Annotated in this window: 17 protein-coding genes; 7 read left to right on the top strand and 10 right to left on the bottom strand. The window is 44.8% G+C overall.

From position 1 onward, the window contains the following. Window positions 1–2 precede the first annotated feature (2 nt). The 5 genes from ACIM339_RS06320 to ACIM339_RS06295 form a co-directional block, all read right to left on the bottom strand. Complete coding sequence (locus ACIM339_RS06320) at window positions 3–314, bottom strand: hypothetical protein (RefSeq protein WP_015283784.1); 312 nt, start codon at window positions 312–314, stop codon at window positions 3–5. Between the two features lie 28 nt (window positions 315–342). After that, a complete protein-coding gene (locus ACIM339_RS06315; RefSeq protein ID WP_048103854.1) occupies window positions 343–1,014 on the bottom strand; it encodes a YggS family pyridoxal phosphate-dependent enzyme in 672 nt (223 codons plus the stop codon). Between the two features lie 227 nt (window positions 1,015–1,241). Then, window positions 1,242–2,063, bottom strand: a complete 822-nt coding sequence (locus ACIM339_RS06310) for an MBL fold metallo-hydrolase (protein WP_015283782.1) — start codon at window positions 2,061–2,063, stop codon at window positions 1,242–1,244. Then, entirely contained in the window at window positions 2,060–2,944 is an 885-nt protein-coding gene (locus ACIM339_RS06305) for a coiled-coil protein (protein ID WP_015283781.1), read from the bottom strand. Before ACIM339_RS06305 ends, ACIM339_RS06310 begins: the two co-directional genes overlap by 4 nt. A 481-nt stretch (window positions 2,945–3,425) precedes the next feature. Further along, window positions 3,426–3,992, bottom strand: a complete 567-nt coding sequence (locus ACIM339_RS06295; RefSeq protein ID WP_015283779.1) for an aldolase — start codon at window positions 3,990–3,992, stop codon at window positions 3,426–3,428. Between the two features lie 79 nt (window positions 3,993–4,071). Between ACIM339_RS06295 and ACIM339_RS06290 the strand changes: the two genes are divergently transcribed. Beyond that, window positions 4,072–5,166, top strand: coding sequence for an SLC13 family permease (locus tag ACIM339_RS06290; RefSeq protein ID WP_015283778.1), 1,095 nt, complete (start codon window positions 4,072–4,074; stop codon window positions 5,164–5,166). Window positions 5,167–5,186: 20 nt separating this feature from the next. On the opposite strand, the gene dnaJ is transcribed toward ACIM339_RS06290, so the two are convergent. Genes dnaJ through ACIM339_RS06275 form a run of 3 tightly spaced genes read right to left on the bottom strand, consistent with a single transcriptional unit; the run spans window position 5,187 to window position 8,603 of the window. After that, a complete protein-coding gene (gene dnaJ, locus ACIM339_RS06285; RefSeq protein ID WP_015283777.1) occupies window positions 5,187–6,299 on the bottom strand; it encodes a molecular chaperone DnaJ in 1,113 nt (370 codons plus the stop codon). A 5-nt stretch (window positions 6,300–6,304) separates the two neighbouring features. After that, window positions 6,305–8,086, bottom strand: a complete 1,782-nt coding sequence (dnaK, locus tag ACIM339_RS06280) for a molecular chaperone DnaK (protein WP_015283776.1) — start codon at window positions 8,084–8,086, stop codon at window positions 6,305–6,307. Beyond that, a complete protein-coding gene (locus ACIM339_RS06275) occupies window positions 8,079–8,603 on the bottom strand; it encodes a nucleotide exchange factor GrpE (protein ID WP_015283775.1) in 525 nt (174 codons plus the stop codon). The genes dnaK and ACIM339_RS06275 overlap by 8 nt, the downstream gene beginning before the upstream one ends. 101 nt (window positions 8,604–8,704) lie before the next feature. Here ACIM339_RS06275 and ACIM339_RS06270 point away from each other — a divergent pair, with 101 nt between their 5' ends. The 6 genes from ACIM339_RS06270 to ACIM339_RS06245 all read left to right on the top strand — a co-directional run bounded on the left by ACIM339_RS06270 (window position 8,705) and on the right by ACIM339_RS06245 (window position 15,573). Further along, entirely contained in the window at window positions 8,705–11,536 is a 2,832-nt protein-coding gene (locus tag ACIM339_RS06270) for a right-handed parallel beta-helix repeat-containing protein (protein WP_015283774.1), read from the top strand. A 70-nt stretch (window positions 11,537–11,606) separates the two neighbouring features. Next, window positions 11,607–12,617 (top strand): pyridoxal 5'-phosphate synthase lyase subunit PdxS, encoded by a 1,011-nt coding sequence (pdxS, locus tag ACIM339_RS06265; protein WP_015283773.1) that lies wholly within the window; start codon window positions 11,607–11,609, stop codon window positions 12,615–12,617. Next, window positions 12,611–12,991, top strand: coding sequence for a DUF61 family protein (locus tag ACIM339_RS06260; protein ID WP_015283772.1), 381 nt, complete (start codon window positions 12,611–12,613; stop codon window positions 12,989–12,991). The genes pdxS and ACIM339_RS06260 overlap by 7 nt, the downstream gene beginning before the upstream one ends. 31 nt (window positions 12,992–13,022) lie before the next feature. Further along, window positions 13,023–13,985 (top strand): phosphoribulokinase, encoded by a 963-nt coding sequence (locus tag ACIM339_RS06255; RefSeq protein ID WP_015283771.1) that lies wholly within the window; start codon window positions 13,023–13,025, stop codon window positions 13,983–13,985. Between the two features lie 23 nt (window positions 13,986–14,008). Beyond that, window positions 14,009–14,935 carry a transcriptional regulator gene (locus ACIM339_RS06250; RefSeq protein ID WP_015283770.1) on the top strand — a complete coding sequence of 309 codons (927 nt, stop codon included), beginning with the start codon at window positions 14,009–14,011 and terminating at the stop codon, window positions 14,933–14,935. After that, on the top strand, window positions 14,932–15,573 hold the full coding sequence (locus ACIM339_RS06245) for a hypothetical protein (RefSeq protein ID WP_015283769.1): 642 nt from the start codon (window positions 14,932–14,934) through the stop codon (window positions 15,571–15,573). The genes ACIM339_RS06250 and ACIM339_RS06245 overlap by 4 nt, the downstream gene beginning before the upstream one ends. On the opposite strand, the gene ACIM339_RS06240 is transcribed toward ACIM339_RS06245, so the two are convergent. Together ACIM339_RS06240 and gcvH are read right to left on the bottom strand one after the other, a co-directional pair. Continuing rightward, window positions 15,531–16,118, bottom strand: a complete 588-nt coding sequence (locus ACIM339_RS06240) for an RlmE family RNA methyltransferase (protein WP_015283768.1) — start codon at window positions 16,116–16,118, stop codon at window positions 15,531–15,533. The genes ACIM339_RS06245 and ACIM339_RS06240 overlap by 43 nt on opposite strands. Continuing rightward, window positions 16,115–16,498, bottom strand: coding sequence for a glycine cleavage system protein GcvH (gene gcvH, locus ACIM339_RS06235; protein ID WP_048103852.1), 384 nt, complete (start codon window positions 16,496–16,498; stop codon window positions 16,115–16,117). The genes ACIM339_RS06240 and gcvH overlap by 4 nt, the downstream gene beginning before the upstream one ends. Window positions 16,499–16,540 lie beyond the last annotated feature (42 nt).

The following is a 16,540-nucleotide window of genomic DNA, read 5'->3' as shown; positions in this document are numbered from 1 at the left end:
TTTCACCCAAATATCTCTCCAAGAACCTTTGAGGCCACTTCTTTTATCTTGGACTCCTCTATGGCTTCAATCTCCTTCACCTTCTCCCTGTACTCCGAGATTATACGCTCTGCCTCTTTCCTGCCCTCTTCTTCCGCGTTCCTTTTCCACTCCTCTATGGCCTTCAAAATCTCCTCACGCTCTATCTCTATGCTCCTTCTTATCTCCTTCTTTGCCTGTTCTATTCGTTCCTTACTGTCCTTCTCTGCCTCCTCTATCCTGCGAAGTGCGTCACTCTCGGCCTCTCTGATTCTTTTAATCTCGTCCTGAATCATAAAACTCAGCGGGAAATTGCATTTACATTTATAATAATTTTCCTTGCTCACCCCTTGGACCGAATATACCCGTACCTATGCGGACTATATTTGCCCCTTCTTGGACACCAATGCGCCATGTATCTGTCATACCCATGGAAAGGTAACGAATTTGCTCATCTCCGTAAATGTACCTGAGTTCGTCAAATATCTTCCTTGTGAGGCTAAAATAGGGTCGTATATCCTCCGGCTTGCTCACAGTTGGGCCCATGGTCATTACACCTATGAGCTGTAAATTCTCTAAAGAGAAAATCTCATCTGCAAGGTCAAGAGCATTTTCGGGCATGACTCCAAATTTCTGTGGCTCTCTGGCTGAATTTATTTCGATCATTACAAAGGCTATTTTTCCCATACTCTCTGCTCTCTTATTTATCTCCCTGGCGATATCCAGAGAATCAACAGTTTCTATAACGTCAAAAATTTGCAGGGCTTTTTTAACCTTGTTTTTCTGCAGATGTCCTATGAAATGCCATTCAACCCTCCTTCCTATTTTTTCAAATTTTTTTGCAGCCTCCTGCACATAGTTCTCTCCTATAAGATCCACACCTGCATCAATGGCCTCTTGAATCTCATCCACACTCCTTGATTTTGTGGCGGCAAGAAGTCTGACTCCCGGAGGGAGGGATTTAAGTATGTTCATAACATTCTCAGAAATGCCCATGTGCCCCATATCTCAAAACTCCATATTAAAAATTTCCAAATAAAAAAGGGGGAGGGTGGGTCATCGTGAATTCTGAGGGCAGTTTGAAATTTTACCTCTCATTTATTAACTTTTTTATTCAATTCGCCCAGGGTGATTTTTAACAAATATTCGTTGCTGTGAAAATTAAGACGGATGCCATTGGTACTGACACACAAAAAGCTCATGCCGAGCATTTGATGAGAATCTCACAGATCCTTCCTGTGTGCCTCCAGCATGTTTATTGGCTCGCCTTTGAACTCCGCAAATGTAAGCACGTTATCATACTCGTAAACTTCATTCAACCTTTCCCTGTACTTCAGATCCCTGAGAAGATGATGATCAAGAATCACTCTGGGCACATTCTCAGCTATCCTAACAAGATTTTTTATGCTCCTCTCAAGATCCACATGGGAAAAGCGATATCCCAAGAAATACGTGGCCGGACCATCGATTACGGCAATATCCGGATTTTCAGAGATTATATAATCCGCTGCCTCCTCCACAATGGGGCCTTCGACATCGGAGGCATGGAGAACACACATATCTCCATCATCCACCGTGGTCATTATCACAAATCCAAGGCGGGTTCTCTCGTTTCCGTGGGGGAATGGCTGTGAGAATTTTATGTTCACGCCTTCAAACTCGTATCTCCCTCCATCCACATAGCGCAGATCACATTTATCCGCAAATTTCTCGTGAAACACATATGCCCTCTTTTTCTGGCTGTAATTTATCTTCTCTTTCCAGTGCTTTGCAAGAACGATTTTTCCCGTGTAAAACTCCTCATCTGGATCGTAGTGATCATAGTGATAATGGGATATCACAAACACATCGGTTTCATTCGCCAACCTCCTTATCTCCTCCTTGTATCTTGCCAACGCTTCAATTTCGGGAGGCTTGGGTGGCAATCCATACCTGTAGGGACCGAGGGCAGCAGATGGATCTATAAAAATATTTATGCGAGATTCAATAAAAAGAGATAATGAGCGAACTCCCAAAGAGTCCGAGGCAACCGGGTATATTTTCATAACAACCCAGCTTTCTGCAGTATCAGTATGTCCTCCGTGGTAAGTGGCTCTCCACGCTTGAATCTCTCGTAAATTTCCTCAGCCTTCTTCTTTATCTCGGTTTTCTCCTGCTTCTTCTTGCTTGCAATTCTCTTCTGCCTCAAACCTGCAAGAATCTTCTCAAAGTCACGCACATCTCTGGCAGCCTGTATGAACTCTTCATGCTCCTCATCGGCGATTTTCTTGTTCTCAAGGAACAATCTATGGGCCTCATCTGCCTGCTTGCGCAACTCATCAATCTTCTCAAATAGCTCCACCATCTTGTTGTGATGCTCCTGTGCCTCCGCCACGAGTTTCTCTATCTCCTGATGGTACTTCTCAGCGTTTGCCCTAGCCTCTTGAAGTTTGACACGTAACTCGTTGAGTTCCTTGTTTTTCTTTGTTTCATCCTCTATTATTTTCTCGTACTCTGTGATTTTCTTGTAAAGGGAATCTATCAATTCCACAAGCTCTCTCTCCTTCTCAGGCGTAAGAACCATTGTCTGCTGCTTGAACTCAAGTTCCTTCAACCTCTTTCTCAACTTGCCGATATTGGGCAGATCCTTCCTCGGCATGTACTTTGAACGTGCCTCTTTGAACTTGGTTGCAAGTTCCTTGGCCTTCTCATTCCACTCCTTGCGCTTCTCTTTCAGTTCCTTAACCTTCTCGTTAAGTTCGTCCCTTTTGGCCTTATGCTCCTTTGCTTCCGCAAGCATCTCTTTTACCTGCTTGTTAAGCTCGTCTCTCTTATCTGCCCATTCCCTGGCCTCTTTGTTATGCTTATCTCTGAGCATCCTGTGCAGTTCCATCTCGCGCTTTCTCTTCTCGTATCTTGCTTCCAACTCTTCCAAAAGTTCAGGCATAGGAAATCACTGCCACGGGATAAGGGAAAAAGAATATAATAATTTCGTTCAAATAGCACCTTATTTATCTCCTATCAACAGATATTTCCTCTTGAGAGAGTGGTCCACCCATCTATACAATGTAATGTACCCTGCAATAAGCAGGGGAATTGCAAAAACTAAACACACTATCCACGTTCTGCCCAAGACTATTAATAAAGGAAAGTAGGCTACAATCAACGTTGCAAAAAGCGAATAGATAAACCATACCATGTTGAAATAGTCTCTAGGAACCTTGCATCTATAATGGGATACTCTATAGATCCAATTGACATACCAACGCAGACCTGCAGGATACTCAAAATCCTTAATACTTCTATTACAAATCCACGGGTGAAGATGTACGAAAATTGCAGGCATAAAAAATACGAATAAAAAAATGGGAATGAAGAGTACAAAGAAAGTAAATGCAAACATCATCAGTAGTTCTTCCCACATACTTTCACTTGTGGCTCTTCAACATATCAAAATAGTAGAGCATCTTGCAGGAGTGCTCCACCATACTTGCTACCACATAGGCATCCTCAAGTATGCTTCCACGGGCAAAAACCCCATGGGAGTACACCACCGCCGCCTTTCTCTGCTGCAATGCCTCCGCTAGATTCCTTGCCATCCTCTCAGTACCTATGCCACCATCCACTATTGGTATGTCATGCAGGAAATAAGAACCCTCAGAATCTATTGGCACAATTCTATCCCTTCCCATTTCCCTGTGGATTAGGGACTCCACAACGGCAAAGGGAGAGTGGTCATGAATTATGGCAAGCGCGGATGTGTTCTGGTATATCATCCTGTGGGCCGTGACCTCCGAGGATGCAATGAGATCCAGCGATGTGGGCTCGTACACAGAAACACGAACAACATCATCCTTGGTTATCTCATCAAGCATGCTTCCAGAGCGCGTTATGTACATATAATCCCCAACTCTTACGCTTATATTGCCGAAATGTGAACTCACGAGGCCCTGCTCCACAAGCTTGCGCCCAAATTTGGCTATTTCCTGCCACATAAAAAGGACATGATATCGGGGATTTTTAATTTTTGGGAACACAGATGATTTTATTTGCTTCAAAAACATATACCATGCGATGGAATTTAAATCCTTGAAAAAGGATTACACTCTAATCGCATCACTCCTGCTTTTGCTGATCATCACGCTCATCGCTCCAAACCTAATTTCCCAATACCCCTACTTTATCAATTGGAATACCTGGCTCACTCTGGCAGCCCTGTTTCTGATAACCACCACGATGAGGGATAGTGGATACCTTGACATCGTTGCATCAAAAATGATCGGAAAGGTCAAAAAGGAGAGGAATCTCGCAGTCATTCTCATAATAATCTCCTTCTTCCTATCAATGATTGTGACCAACGATGTGACACTTCTCGTGCTTGTTCCTCTAACCCTCTCCCTACAAAAATATATAGCAAAGGACATAAGAAAGATGATCATTTTTGAGGCACTTGCAGTCAACGCCGGATCTGCCCTGACCCCGATAGGAAACCCCCAAAACCTGTATCTATGGCAGATATGGGGTGTTGGATTTTTAGAGTTCATATACTATCTGTTACCCCTAAGCACACTTATGCTTGTGGTTCTTCTAATCTTTGCATTTTTCTCCTTTCCCACAAAATGCATGAAAAAATTGAATGTGCAGGAGCTGTGGGAAAAAGACAGGTCCCTGGGAATCATTTCAATTTCACTTTTGATTTTGCTCGTGGTCTTTATGGATCTGCGTCTTGAGATGTATCTCATTCCCTTGGTATTCTTGGTTTATCTGATTTACGGAAAAAAATCCTATATGCATGTGGATTGGGCATTGCTAATCATATTCCTTCTCTTCTTCATAGATTTCAACGCGCTGGGCCATATATCCATTATCAACAATTTTCTGAGTGCCCAAAAGATGAGCGGTGTAAATGCGTTTCTCTATGGAGCTCTATTCTCCCAGTTTATGAGCAACGTACCCTCCGCGATTCTCCTTGGAAATTTCACCACGGATTTCAAGGAATTGATATACGGAGTAAACATTGGAGGTAACGGCACCATTATAGCATCCCTGGCAAACCTGATAGCCCTGAGATTCGTGAAGGATAGAAGGTGGATGCTTCAATTTCACAAGTACTCGCTACCCTATTTTATCATAACACTCTTGATTGTCATGCTCATTGGAGTTCTTTAGAACCAAGAAGTCATCATTGGTCACCTTGAGAACCATCTATTCTTGGTCTCTGCATTCAATTCCTTCCCCAACTCCATTACCAATTCTCTACCCCTCTTGCTAAGCTTTTTTGGAACCTCTATTTCAATGTGCACAACCATGTTTTTCCTTTTTCCTCCGCCCTTTGGAGGTAAACCTTTTCCCTTGAGCACAAAGGTGCTTCCGCTCTCCGTTCCCGGTGGAATCTTCAATTTCTCCAAGCCCTCAAGGGTCCTTATCTCAACCTCGCCTCCCAAAACCGCCACTGGATAGGGAATCTTTATGCGTGTATGCAGATCGAGACCCTCTCGCCATACCCAGTCTGGCATATCAACGGACACATGCACATAGAGATCCCCCGGTGGCCCCCCATCTGGAGATGGCTCTCCCTTTCCGGAAAGTTTAATAACTCCCCCATCCTCCATTCCGGGGGGTATGCTCACCCTGTATGTTTTCTCGCCCAGAACAAATCCGGTTCCCCTGCACTCTGAGCAGGGCTTGTCTATGATCACACCCTTGCCATGGCAAACATCACAGGTGGATACCGAGACGAACTGAACAGGTCCCATTTGATGGACCTTTCTCCTCTGACCAGTGCCTCCGCAGGCCGGACATGTTCTTGGTCGCGAACCTGGAGAGGCCCCCGTACCATGACACACAGGACAGGTTAAATGGGTCTTAACCCTTACCTCCCTCTCCGTTCCAGTTACAACCTCGTTAAGGGATATGCTAACCCTGGCCGATATATCCCTGCCCCTGTGCCTCTCACTGCCGTAGGAAAATCCAAAAATATTGCGTAGAAACTCGTCAAATCCCTGAAATATGTCATTGAGATCAGAAAAATGGGTAAAATCGTTCCAAGAAAATCCGCCCTGTCCAAATACTCTTCCCTTCAATCCATCCTCACCATACCTATCGTATATGGCTCGTTTCTCATCATCCATTAAAACCTCGTAGGCCTCGCTGATCTCCTTGAATTTCTCCTCCGCCTCCTCCCTGTTCTCTGGATTGAGATCAGGATGATACCTCTTTGCCAGTTTTCTGTATGCCCTCTTTATCTCTTCCTTGCTGGCGTTTCTTGAAACGCCAAGTATCTCATAGTAATCCTTGCCCATTGATGTCACTTCTCAGCGGATTCACCCTTACCTTGATCTCCCTGCTGGTATATTGCCTGCCCTATTTTCTCAATCTTCTTTGAAAGTGTTTCAAGTTCTTCCTTTATTTCTTCAGGTGTACCCTTACTCAGGGACTCCTCTGCCTTCCTGACCTCATCTTCAATGTCCCTCTTAACATCCTCGGGAATCTTCTCTCCGTACTCCTCCAGCGAGCGCTTGGTTGCATAGATCAGCTGTTCAAGATTATTCCTGTTCTGTATCTCCTCCCTTCTCTTTCTATCTTCCTCCGCAAATCTTTCCGCTTCTCTCTTCATTTTTTCAATTTCCTCATCGGACAGTTTTGATGAGGCACTGATTGTTATTCCCGTCTGCTTTCCAGTGCCCAGATCCTTTGCACTTACGTGAAGTATTCCATTTGCATCTATGTCAAACGTGACCTCAATCTGTGGAATGCCTCTCGGCGCGGGAGGAATGCCCGTGAGGTTGAACATTCCGAGGGAGACGTTGTCCTTCGCCATCGGGCGCTCGCCCTGAACAATGTGAATGGTTACCATGGTCTGATTGTCCGCGGCGGTGGTGAAAATCTTTGACTTTCTCACAGGGATTGTGGTGTTTGCAGGAATAATGGGCTCAACCAAGCCCCCAAGAACCTCCACGCCGAGAGTTAATGGTGTGACGTCCAGAAGCACTATGTCCTTCACCTCGCCAGAGAGAACACCGCCCTGTATCGCAGCCCCGGTGGCAACGCACTCCATTGGGTCTATTCCCCTTTCAATTTTTTTGCCCATATAATCCTCCACGTACTTCTGCACGATGGGCATCCTAGTTGGACCGCCAACGAGAATTATCTTATCAACCTCTTCCTTTGATATACCGGCATTCTTCAACGCGGCTTCAATGCTTCTGCCACATTTCTCCACAAGGGGACGTACAAGCTCCTCCAGTTTTGCCCTTGTCAGGGTAACATTGAGATGCTTCGGCTCACCGTTCACCACTGTTATGTACGGCAAGTTGATATCCGTCTGCAAAACACTTGAGAGTTCAATCTTTGCCTTCTCAGCCGCCTCCTTCAGACGGATATATGCGTTTTTATCGTCACTTAGATCTACACCCTCCTGCTTCTTGAACTCCTCCACAAGCCAGTTGATTATTGCGTTATCCATGTCAGTGCCACCCAAATTTGTATCTCCAGCGGTGCTCAAAACCTCAAACACTCCACCTCCGTACTCCATTATCGTCACATCCAGAGTGCCACCGCCGAAATCAAAAACCATGATCTTCAGTTCCTCGTCCTCCTTGTCTATTCCATAAGCAAGAGCTGCGGCGGTGGGCTCGTTTATTATGCGCACCACCTCAAGGCCTGCAATCTCGCCCGCGTCCTTGGTTGCCTGCCTCTGGTTGTCGTTGAAATAAGCGGGAACGGTGATAACTGCCTTCTTGATCTCCTCGCCGAGAAACGCCTCAGCGTCCCTCTTTATCTTCTGCAGAAGGAACGCGCTGAGCTGCTGAGGAGTGTATTCTTTGCCGTATATTTTGTATTTGTAATCTGTGCCCATCTTGCGCTTGAACGCGTAAACAGTGCCCTCCGGATTGGTGAGCGCCTGTCTTCTTGCCGGTTCTCCTACCAAGAGCTGTCCATCCTTGGTGAAGGCAACATACGATGGAAACGCCTTACCGTAAAGGGTGTTACCCTCGGCGCTGGGTATCATCTTCACCGAGCCGTTGATGTAAACGGCCGCAGCGGAATTGCTCGTTCCCAGATCTATTCCCAAAATCTTCTCACTCATCTTTCTCTACCTCCTTCTTTTTTGAAACTAAAACCTTGGCATGGCGCAGAATCTTATCGTTCATTCTATATCCCTTCTGATATACCTCAACAACAATATCATCATCCTCGCCATCCACCACACCTATTGCATCGTGAAGCATAGGGTCAAATTTTTCCCCCTTGGCATAAATCTCTTCTACACCCAGATTTTTAAGGGTCTTTTCCATCTGTCTCATTATGAGTTCAACACCCCCTCTGTACCTCTCAGGTAGCATCTGTATGGCCCTCTGAAGGCTCTCATAGGGCTCAAGAAATTCTTTAATAATTTCAGCCCGACAGTTTTCCAGTTTCATGGCCATTTCCCGCTCCATCATCTTTCGATAGTTATCCATCTCCGCCAGTTTGCGAAGATACTTATCACGAAACTCGTCCCTCTCTCTTAGGAGTCTTTCAAGATTCTCATTCTTGGAATTCTCAACAGATCCTTTATATTTCCCGTTTTGTTCCAGATTTTCCTCCTTTTCTGACACTCTCACAAACGTCCTAACTGGGCCTTCTATATAATTGTTTCTGAGCAGAGAAGATGAGAAAAGTTTAAATGATATAGATCCGATGGAGGGTTTGGAGGAGGGCTTTGATGAATGTATATACATTTGGGATTGCAATTTTGTTGCTGCTTTCGGGAATGGCTTTTTTGTTTCCCTATGGCAGTGCAGAGGAGGGCATGATTGAAGACCCACTTGCCTATACACAGAGAGGGATAATAAGGATAGATGGAGACAGTGATTTTGATTCCGTCCACGGGGTTAGATATGGTTCCGGAACTGAGAACGATCCCTATGTTATTTCTGGATGGGAGATTGACGCATCAGGCAAACCGGCGGGGATTTACATTGGGAACACGAGCGCTTATTTCAGAATTGAGAACTGTCTCGTGAAGAATGCTCAATTTGTGTGGGGATTCGCCTATGGCTCCGGCGGAGGAATAATAATCTGGAACGCCGCCAACGGAACCATAAGAGATGTGGAGAGCGATGATAATCAGTATTCCGGGATTTACATTTACAATTCCCAGAACATTCTGGCGGAAGGCACAACCACTAACTCAAATGGAAACTCCGGGATATATGTGAAATCTTCGGATGTGGAGATTCTGGACAATACTCTGGTGGACAATGGCATTAGAGTTGAGGATTCGGATAATGCAAAAATAGAGGGTAACGATGTCTCCGGCCAGCAGGCGAATGGTATATATGTGAGTTATTCCAGCAATGTGATTATTTTGAATAACACTGTGGACAATTCCAGCAGTTCAGGTATTGATGTTTACAGCGTGAGATACTCAACAATTCACAACAACACCATTACGGATTCAAGCCATGGCATTCACGTGGAGAGTAGCATATACACAAACACAATCTCAAATAACACTGTATCTGGTGGAGATTACGGGATTTACCTCTATCTGTCTCGGAACGCATATCTGCGAGGAAATGATATTCGCGGCATGTACGGGATTTATCTCAGCTCATCATCTTACAATCATATCTCCGAGAATTATGTGCACAAGAGTTACGAGGGCATATACCTGAAAACATCCCCTTATGTGGAGGTTAAAAACAACACCTGCCGCGGAGATGGAAGCGCATTCACAAGGGATGGAATCTATGTGGATGATTCCGATTCTGTGAGCATTACTGGGAACAACTGCTCCTATTTAGCGTACGGTATCTTTGCGCATGCTTCAACTCTGGATGAAATTTCGGGGAATATTCTCTGGCACAACACCCGTGGAATCGGGACAAGCAATTCGGATAATCTGACGCTGGAAAATAATGAATTCTTGGGCAATTCCTACGGCATTGATGCACAGTTGATAAACGACACTTCTGTAAATGGCAATGAATTCATAGAAAACACGCAGTACGGTGCATTTTTGACAGGAAACAGGGTGAATGTGACATACAACACCTTCCGGAATGGAAGCACCGTGGGATTGGGCGTGGGTAACTCTGAGGAGTTCTACATCAATAAAAATCGCATCTCTGGCAATGCGATAGGGGTGGAGATAAGTTCCTCCTTGCACATTTATCTCAATGGAAATCTTCTGGACGATAACGATCATGGAATGAATATTATTTCGTCGCACACAGTACTTGTGATTGCCGGGCATGTGGCAAACAGCACCGAGGGGGTGAATGTAACATCCTCATCCGTTGTGAATTTCCACTATCTGGGCTTTTATGACAGCCATGTTGGCGCAGTTGCGTATAAATCATCGTGGGTGAATTTTCTTCATTCCTCTTTCCACCACAGCGATATTGGTGTGCTGTTTGAAAAATCGGACAACTCCAGCGTGGTTTGGGGCTATGCGCATCACAACAGCGAAAGTGGAATTTCTTTGAATTACTCGGAGTATGTGGAGATTGAAAATGCCACAGTGGAAAATAACAGCGGGTACGGAATAAGATTTGAGAATCTCGCAAATCACACGAGCATAGTGGACTCAAAAGTAAAGCACAACGGAAAGGATGGAATTTATGTGTGGGGTAGTTACAACAGCATACTCAGATGCAACATCTCCTCCAATGCATACTCGGGGATATATGGATACTTTGTCCGAGAGCTGACGCTTAACTGGAGCGAAATTTACGGGAATTCCATGGGCGGCGTTTATCTGTACTACCCACATACTTCCATCATTAACAACAGCAAAATCACTGGGAATCATGACCACGGTGTGTCGGTTAGAGGGGCTAGTACGTGGGCTGATGCATGGATTGTAAACACTGAAGTATCATGGAACGATGGGGACGGTGTGCACCTGTACAATATCCAAGATACTACAATCAAAAACAGCACCATGTTCCACAACAGCCACTACGGATTGAACATTTACATATCCTCCAGCGTCACCGTAATCAACAACACTCTGAGCTACAACGCCGTGGGCGCATATATTGATACTTCATGGGATCTTTATTTGATAGGAAATGGTATCGCACACAACAGCAATGAGGGAGTGCTGATAAATGACACATATTCCCAGTATGATTACTCATACGATATATACATGGAGGAAAATCTCATACTGGAAAACGGCGGTTATGGCGTAGCAATAATGAATCCCTACGCAAACAATATACTCATTACAGACAACTCTTTCTACTACAACAACGGCGCCACGGAGAATTACAGCGCATCGCATGTGCAGGCCTACGATGCCACATCGGATTCCTATCACAAAAACTACTGGAACTCTACGGCAGGGGGTAACTTCTGGTGCGACTGGACTGCGCCGGATAGAAACGGAGATGGATTCGTGGATGACCCCTACGTGATTGACGGAGGCATCGCGAAGGATTATCTGCCAAGAGCTGAGCCCATGGTTCCCATACCAGAATTAAACGGAATTTTACTCGTCTTCCTTATCGTCCTTGTTGTTTATTTTGTCAGAAGGAAAAGGTAATTTTTCCTTCTTTATTTTTTAACGAAACCTAAATAAAGATGCGTGGCATGGCGGAATTGAGGTGAGAAAAATGCCATTTAATCTCAATCTGGAGAATATAAGATATGGAAGCGATTTAATAAAGAGGGGATTCGCCAAGATGCAGAAAGGTGGAGTTATAATGGATGTTACAAATGCAGAGCAGGCTGCCATAGCTGAAGATGCTGGAGCCGTGGCCGTAATGGCTCTGGAGCGTGTTCCAGCGGATATCCGTGCCGCTGGTGGAGTTGCAAGAATGGCGGATCCCAACAAGATTCAGGAGATAATGGATGCTGTTAGCATACCCGTGATGGCAAAGGTAAGGATAGGGCATATTAACGAGGCCCTTGCCCTTCAGGCACTTGGAGTTGATATGATTGACGAAAGCGAGGTATTGACACCAGCAGATCCATTTTATCACATAGATAAGAGAGATTTCACCATACCCTTTGTCTGCGGTGCCAGGAACCTTGGAGAGGCCGTAAGGAGAATATGGGAAGGAGCAGCCATGATAAGAACCAAGGGAGAGGCAGGCACTGGCAATGTCATTGAAGCCGTGAGACACATGCGCCTGGTAAACAGGGGCATTGAAGAGTTAAAATACAAGAACGAGGCAGAAATCTACAAGATAGCAAAAAAGTATGCAGAACCTTATGAGAAACTGCTGAAACAGGTGAAGGAGTTCAACGGGATGCTTCCAGAAGTGGATCCCCATGAGCCCGTTTTTGGAAAATACACCCTAAATGACATAATTGAAGGCCTGTACAAGGAGTTAATTGAGATAAGGAAACTTCAGCGCTTACCGGTTGTAAACTTTGCTGCCGGAGGAATTGCCACCCCTGCAGATGCTGCCCTGATGATGAACCTTGGTGCAGATGGAGTTTTTGTGGGCTCAGGAATATTCAAATCCCCCAATCCCGAAGAGATGGCAAGAGCCATAGTTGAGGCAGTTATGCATTACGATGAACCGGAAACCATAGCGGAAGTGTCCAAGGGTCTAAAGGGAATGTACGGACAGGAGATTTCCCAACTCAACGAGAGACTTCAGGAGAGAGGATGGTAATTGAGAACATACTGCAGCATGAAATAATGCAGATAAATCGGGAAATAATAAGAAAGAGGGTGTGTATAAGGGAACTGCTTGAAGATCCGCTCATAAGGGAGGGAAGCATGAAGATTCCCGTGAGCAAAGAGTGCATAGCAAGGATAGCGAGGGGATGTACTCTTCCCCTATCTGACATTTTTTTGCCCGTAACATTTTTCATTCCTGCCGGCTCATACGAGGGATACATAACCTCCTCCAAGGATGTTGAAATTCTAAACGCACTTGGAATTGAATTATCAAAAAGAGGAGAGAAATACTGGCTCGCCAAGTACAGAATAAGAAAATTGGAGCGTACATGCTTGGGCATTGTGCAAAGTGTGATCCTGCCATAAATTTTTATTCTCGTTTTACATTAATTCCACAATGCTGGGAGAGTTTCGAAAAAGGCTTGAGGAATACGAAGGTTCGCTTATAATCGGCGTTGCTGGAGATTCGGGCAGCGGAAAGAGCACTTTAACGAAGAGCATTGCAAATCTTCTCGGAAAAGAACTCGTATCCTTCTTTTCTCTTGATGATTATCACACGGAAGACAGGGAGACGAGAAGGCGCACAGGGCATCTTCCGCTGGATCCAAAGATAAACAACCTGAAACTTGCGGGGGAGCATTTGAAAACACTGCAAAGGGGTGAACCCGTCATAAAACCTGTTTACAACCATAGCACGGGAAAATTTGATCCCCCTGAGGTTTTCGAGCCAAAGAAGATAGTCATTGTGGAGGGACTGCACACACTCTACGATGAACTGCGCAGGTACATAGACCTGAAAATCTATGTGGACCCATCACGGGAGATCAAATGGAGATGGAAGATCAAGAGAGATGTGAAAGAGCGTGGATATGAGGAGCGGGATGTCATAAAGGAAATAAGAGAAAGAGAGCCTTTCTACAAACGTTACATTGATTTCCAGAAGATATACGCTGATATTGTGATAAAAATAGATATCTCCCGATTCAACGAGGAGAACTCGTACCTTGTGGAAACCATAATGAAACGCCTTGATTTCCCTCTAAGCGGAATACAGATACCATTAAGCATATCCTCCCTTATAAATACCTCACAAAAACCGATGATGATTTCATATCGCGATGATTTTTACTACATGAAGAAGGTATCTCGCATAATATTTGACGGGCTTATCCCACACAATGCCATTGACTCCTTGGAAAGAAGGATAATGGAGTACACAGGATTTGAGAACTTCATAATTGATAGAAGTGAGTACGTTAACGGAATACAGATAGCCCAGCTCATGGTGGCATGGTACTTTGTGGAACTTATGAACAACATATTCCAAGAACTGGAGAGGGTGGGAGAAAAAAATTTATAGTAAAAGCGTAATCGTAAGATAGAATGGAGAAAGACAAGCTTCTCAGGGATATTCGGCAACTACTGCGACGGGAAGAGTTTGAGATTGGAGAGCCCATACTGAAAAGCATAAGTTTTGACATGATAGCAAGAAGGGAAGACATAATTTTAATCCTCAAAGCGCTGATAAACATAGATGCTCTGCGCTCGGAAGTTGCCAGAGAACTGAAGATTCTCGGCAAGGAACTCAAGGCAGCACCCATAGTGATAGGCAAGAGAAGCGCCATGGGCAACATACTGGACGATGTGGTTTACTCTCGTCACGGTATACCCATTCTCTCCTTCAATACTTTCAAGAACTTCATAACGAATGGTGAGTATCCAATGGTTTATGCTTCTCCCGGTGGGTTCTATGTGAATATAAACGGCTGGCTATTGAAAAAGATAAGGGAGGCTAGGGGCATATCATTAGGGGAGCTTGCAAATGTTGCAGGAGTTAGCCGAAAGGCCATACAGCTCTATGAGGAGGGAATGAGTGCAACCATAGACAGCGCGTTGAGACTTGAAGAGTACCTGAAGGTCCCGCTTATTGAACCGATAAACATTATGGACCTCACACGCCTTGAGGAGGAGAGATATCCAAAAATGGACAATGTGGATGAGATTTACAGAAAACTCATGGAACTGGGATACGATGTGTTCTTGACCCTAAAATGCCCCTTTGAGGCTCTGAGCAAGGATGAAGAGGATATATTTCTAACGGGTATAGGAAAGAACGAGAGAAGAATAAGGCACAAGGCAATGAATCTTAGAATAATGACACGAATACTTGAAAAGAACGCATTTATCATAGTGGATAGGGCTAGATACGAGGAGATTGAGGGCATACCTCTTATACAGAAGGACGAACTTATGGAAAGCGAGAGAAAAGAGGAAATAAAGAGCATAGTCAGGGAAAGGAGTGTCCTATGAAGAGAGTGTACAAATTCATACTGGAGAGCAGGGAGCTTCTCTTCTGGGGAACAATTAAGGGGCTCGTTAGCGAACGTGAAAAACTGCGCAATCTTTTTACCGAGTTCAAGCCTGAGGTTATGTTCCTAGGCATCTCACCGGAGGAGATGAAGGGCCTTGAAAGGTATCTTAAAGAGCCATTTGATATTGAACCTGAGGATTATGAGGTTATCTACGGACTAAAACTGGAAAGATACGGAGAGGTCGGGCTTCCGGTACCCACATACCTTGAGGCCTTTGCTCTCTCCAGAAAAGACGGAGTGGATATGATTCCCATTGACATGCCGGACGAAGAATTTTCAGATCTTTACGTGAACACAATTGACATATTCCATCTGATGCACTTCAATTTCAGGAAGCGGAAGATCTGGCGTAAAAAATTTGAGGCTGAAACTCCTGAGGAGTTTGTATTGATGTGGGACAAAGAGGTGAATAAGATTCCCCAGTACCGGAAAATTGAGAACGAGAGAGAAAAATATATGAGCAGGAGGATAAAGGAACTTCTAAAAGAGAGATGCGAGAAAAAAATAATGATCATCATTGAACTTGAGCGCCTTCACGGTGTGCTTGATAATTTGAATCTCTTACACACCACGTAAACTTCAGGGCTCGCCCTGTTTGAAGCCCTTGGCTTATGAACCTTTACCAGTTCAAATCTCTTTTTGCATTTCCTCCTGAATCCCTCAAGCATGTCTCCCTGAAATACCTTCACCAGAAGGTGCCCTCGCTCTCGAAGCATTTTCTCCGCAATGAACAATGCACGCTCTGCCAGGTCCACCGATCTCGCATGATCCCATGAAGCCACACCGGAAATGTTCGGAGCCATATCGGAAATCACAACATCCACGTAATCCGTGTATCTCATTATTCTCTGCACAATATCCTCATCATAAACGTTGCCACGCACGAATTTCACACCAGACACCTTTATGGGTTTCACATCAACCCCTATGACCATACCCTCCTCTCCAACGAGCTTTAAAGCCACCTGGCTCCAGCCCCCGGGAGAGGCACCAAGATCCAGAACCCTATAACCAGGACGAATTATGTAAAACCTATCGTTAATCTGCAAAAGTTTGAAAGATGCGCGGCTCCTGTAGCCGCGCCGTTTCGCCTCCCAGTAATAAAAATCTCTGTTTTTCAACTCTCTTCCTCTACCACTTTCTTGTACTCTTCCGCACTTAGAAGTTCTTTAATCTCATCAGGATTCTTTATCTCTATTTCAATTAGCCAGTTCTCGTATGGATCCTGATTAAGCAGTTCTGGGCTATCCACAACGGCATTGTTTACCGCCACAACCTTTCCAGAGAGGGGGGCATATATATCGCTGGCCGCCTTCACAGACTCTATGACGCCAATGGTATCCTCCTTTGAAAATTCGTCACCCACTTCGGGAAGTTCCACATACACAATATCGTGAAGTTGCTCCTGGGCCACATCGGTTATACCTATCCTCGCCTTATTTCCTTCAACCTTCGCCCATTCGTGGGTCTTTGTGTATTTCAAATCTTCAGGAATCTTCATACCTATCACCGATGGGTTAAATGCTTGAAGGGTAAAAAACAT

It is taken from the genome of Aciduliprofundum sp. MAR08-339, from assembly GCF_000327505.1.
Classification (GTDB): domain Archaea; phylum Thermoplasmatota; class Thermoplasmata; order Thermoplasmatales; family Aciduliprofundaceae; genus Aciduliprofundum.
This window is presented reverse-complemented; position numbering and strand designations above follow the sequence as displayed.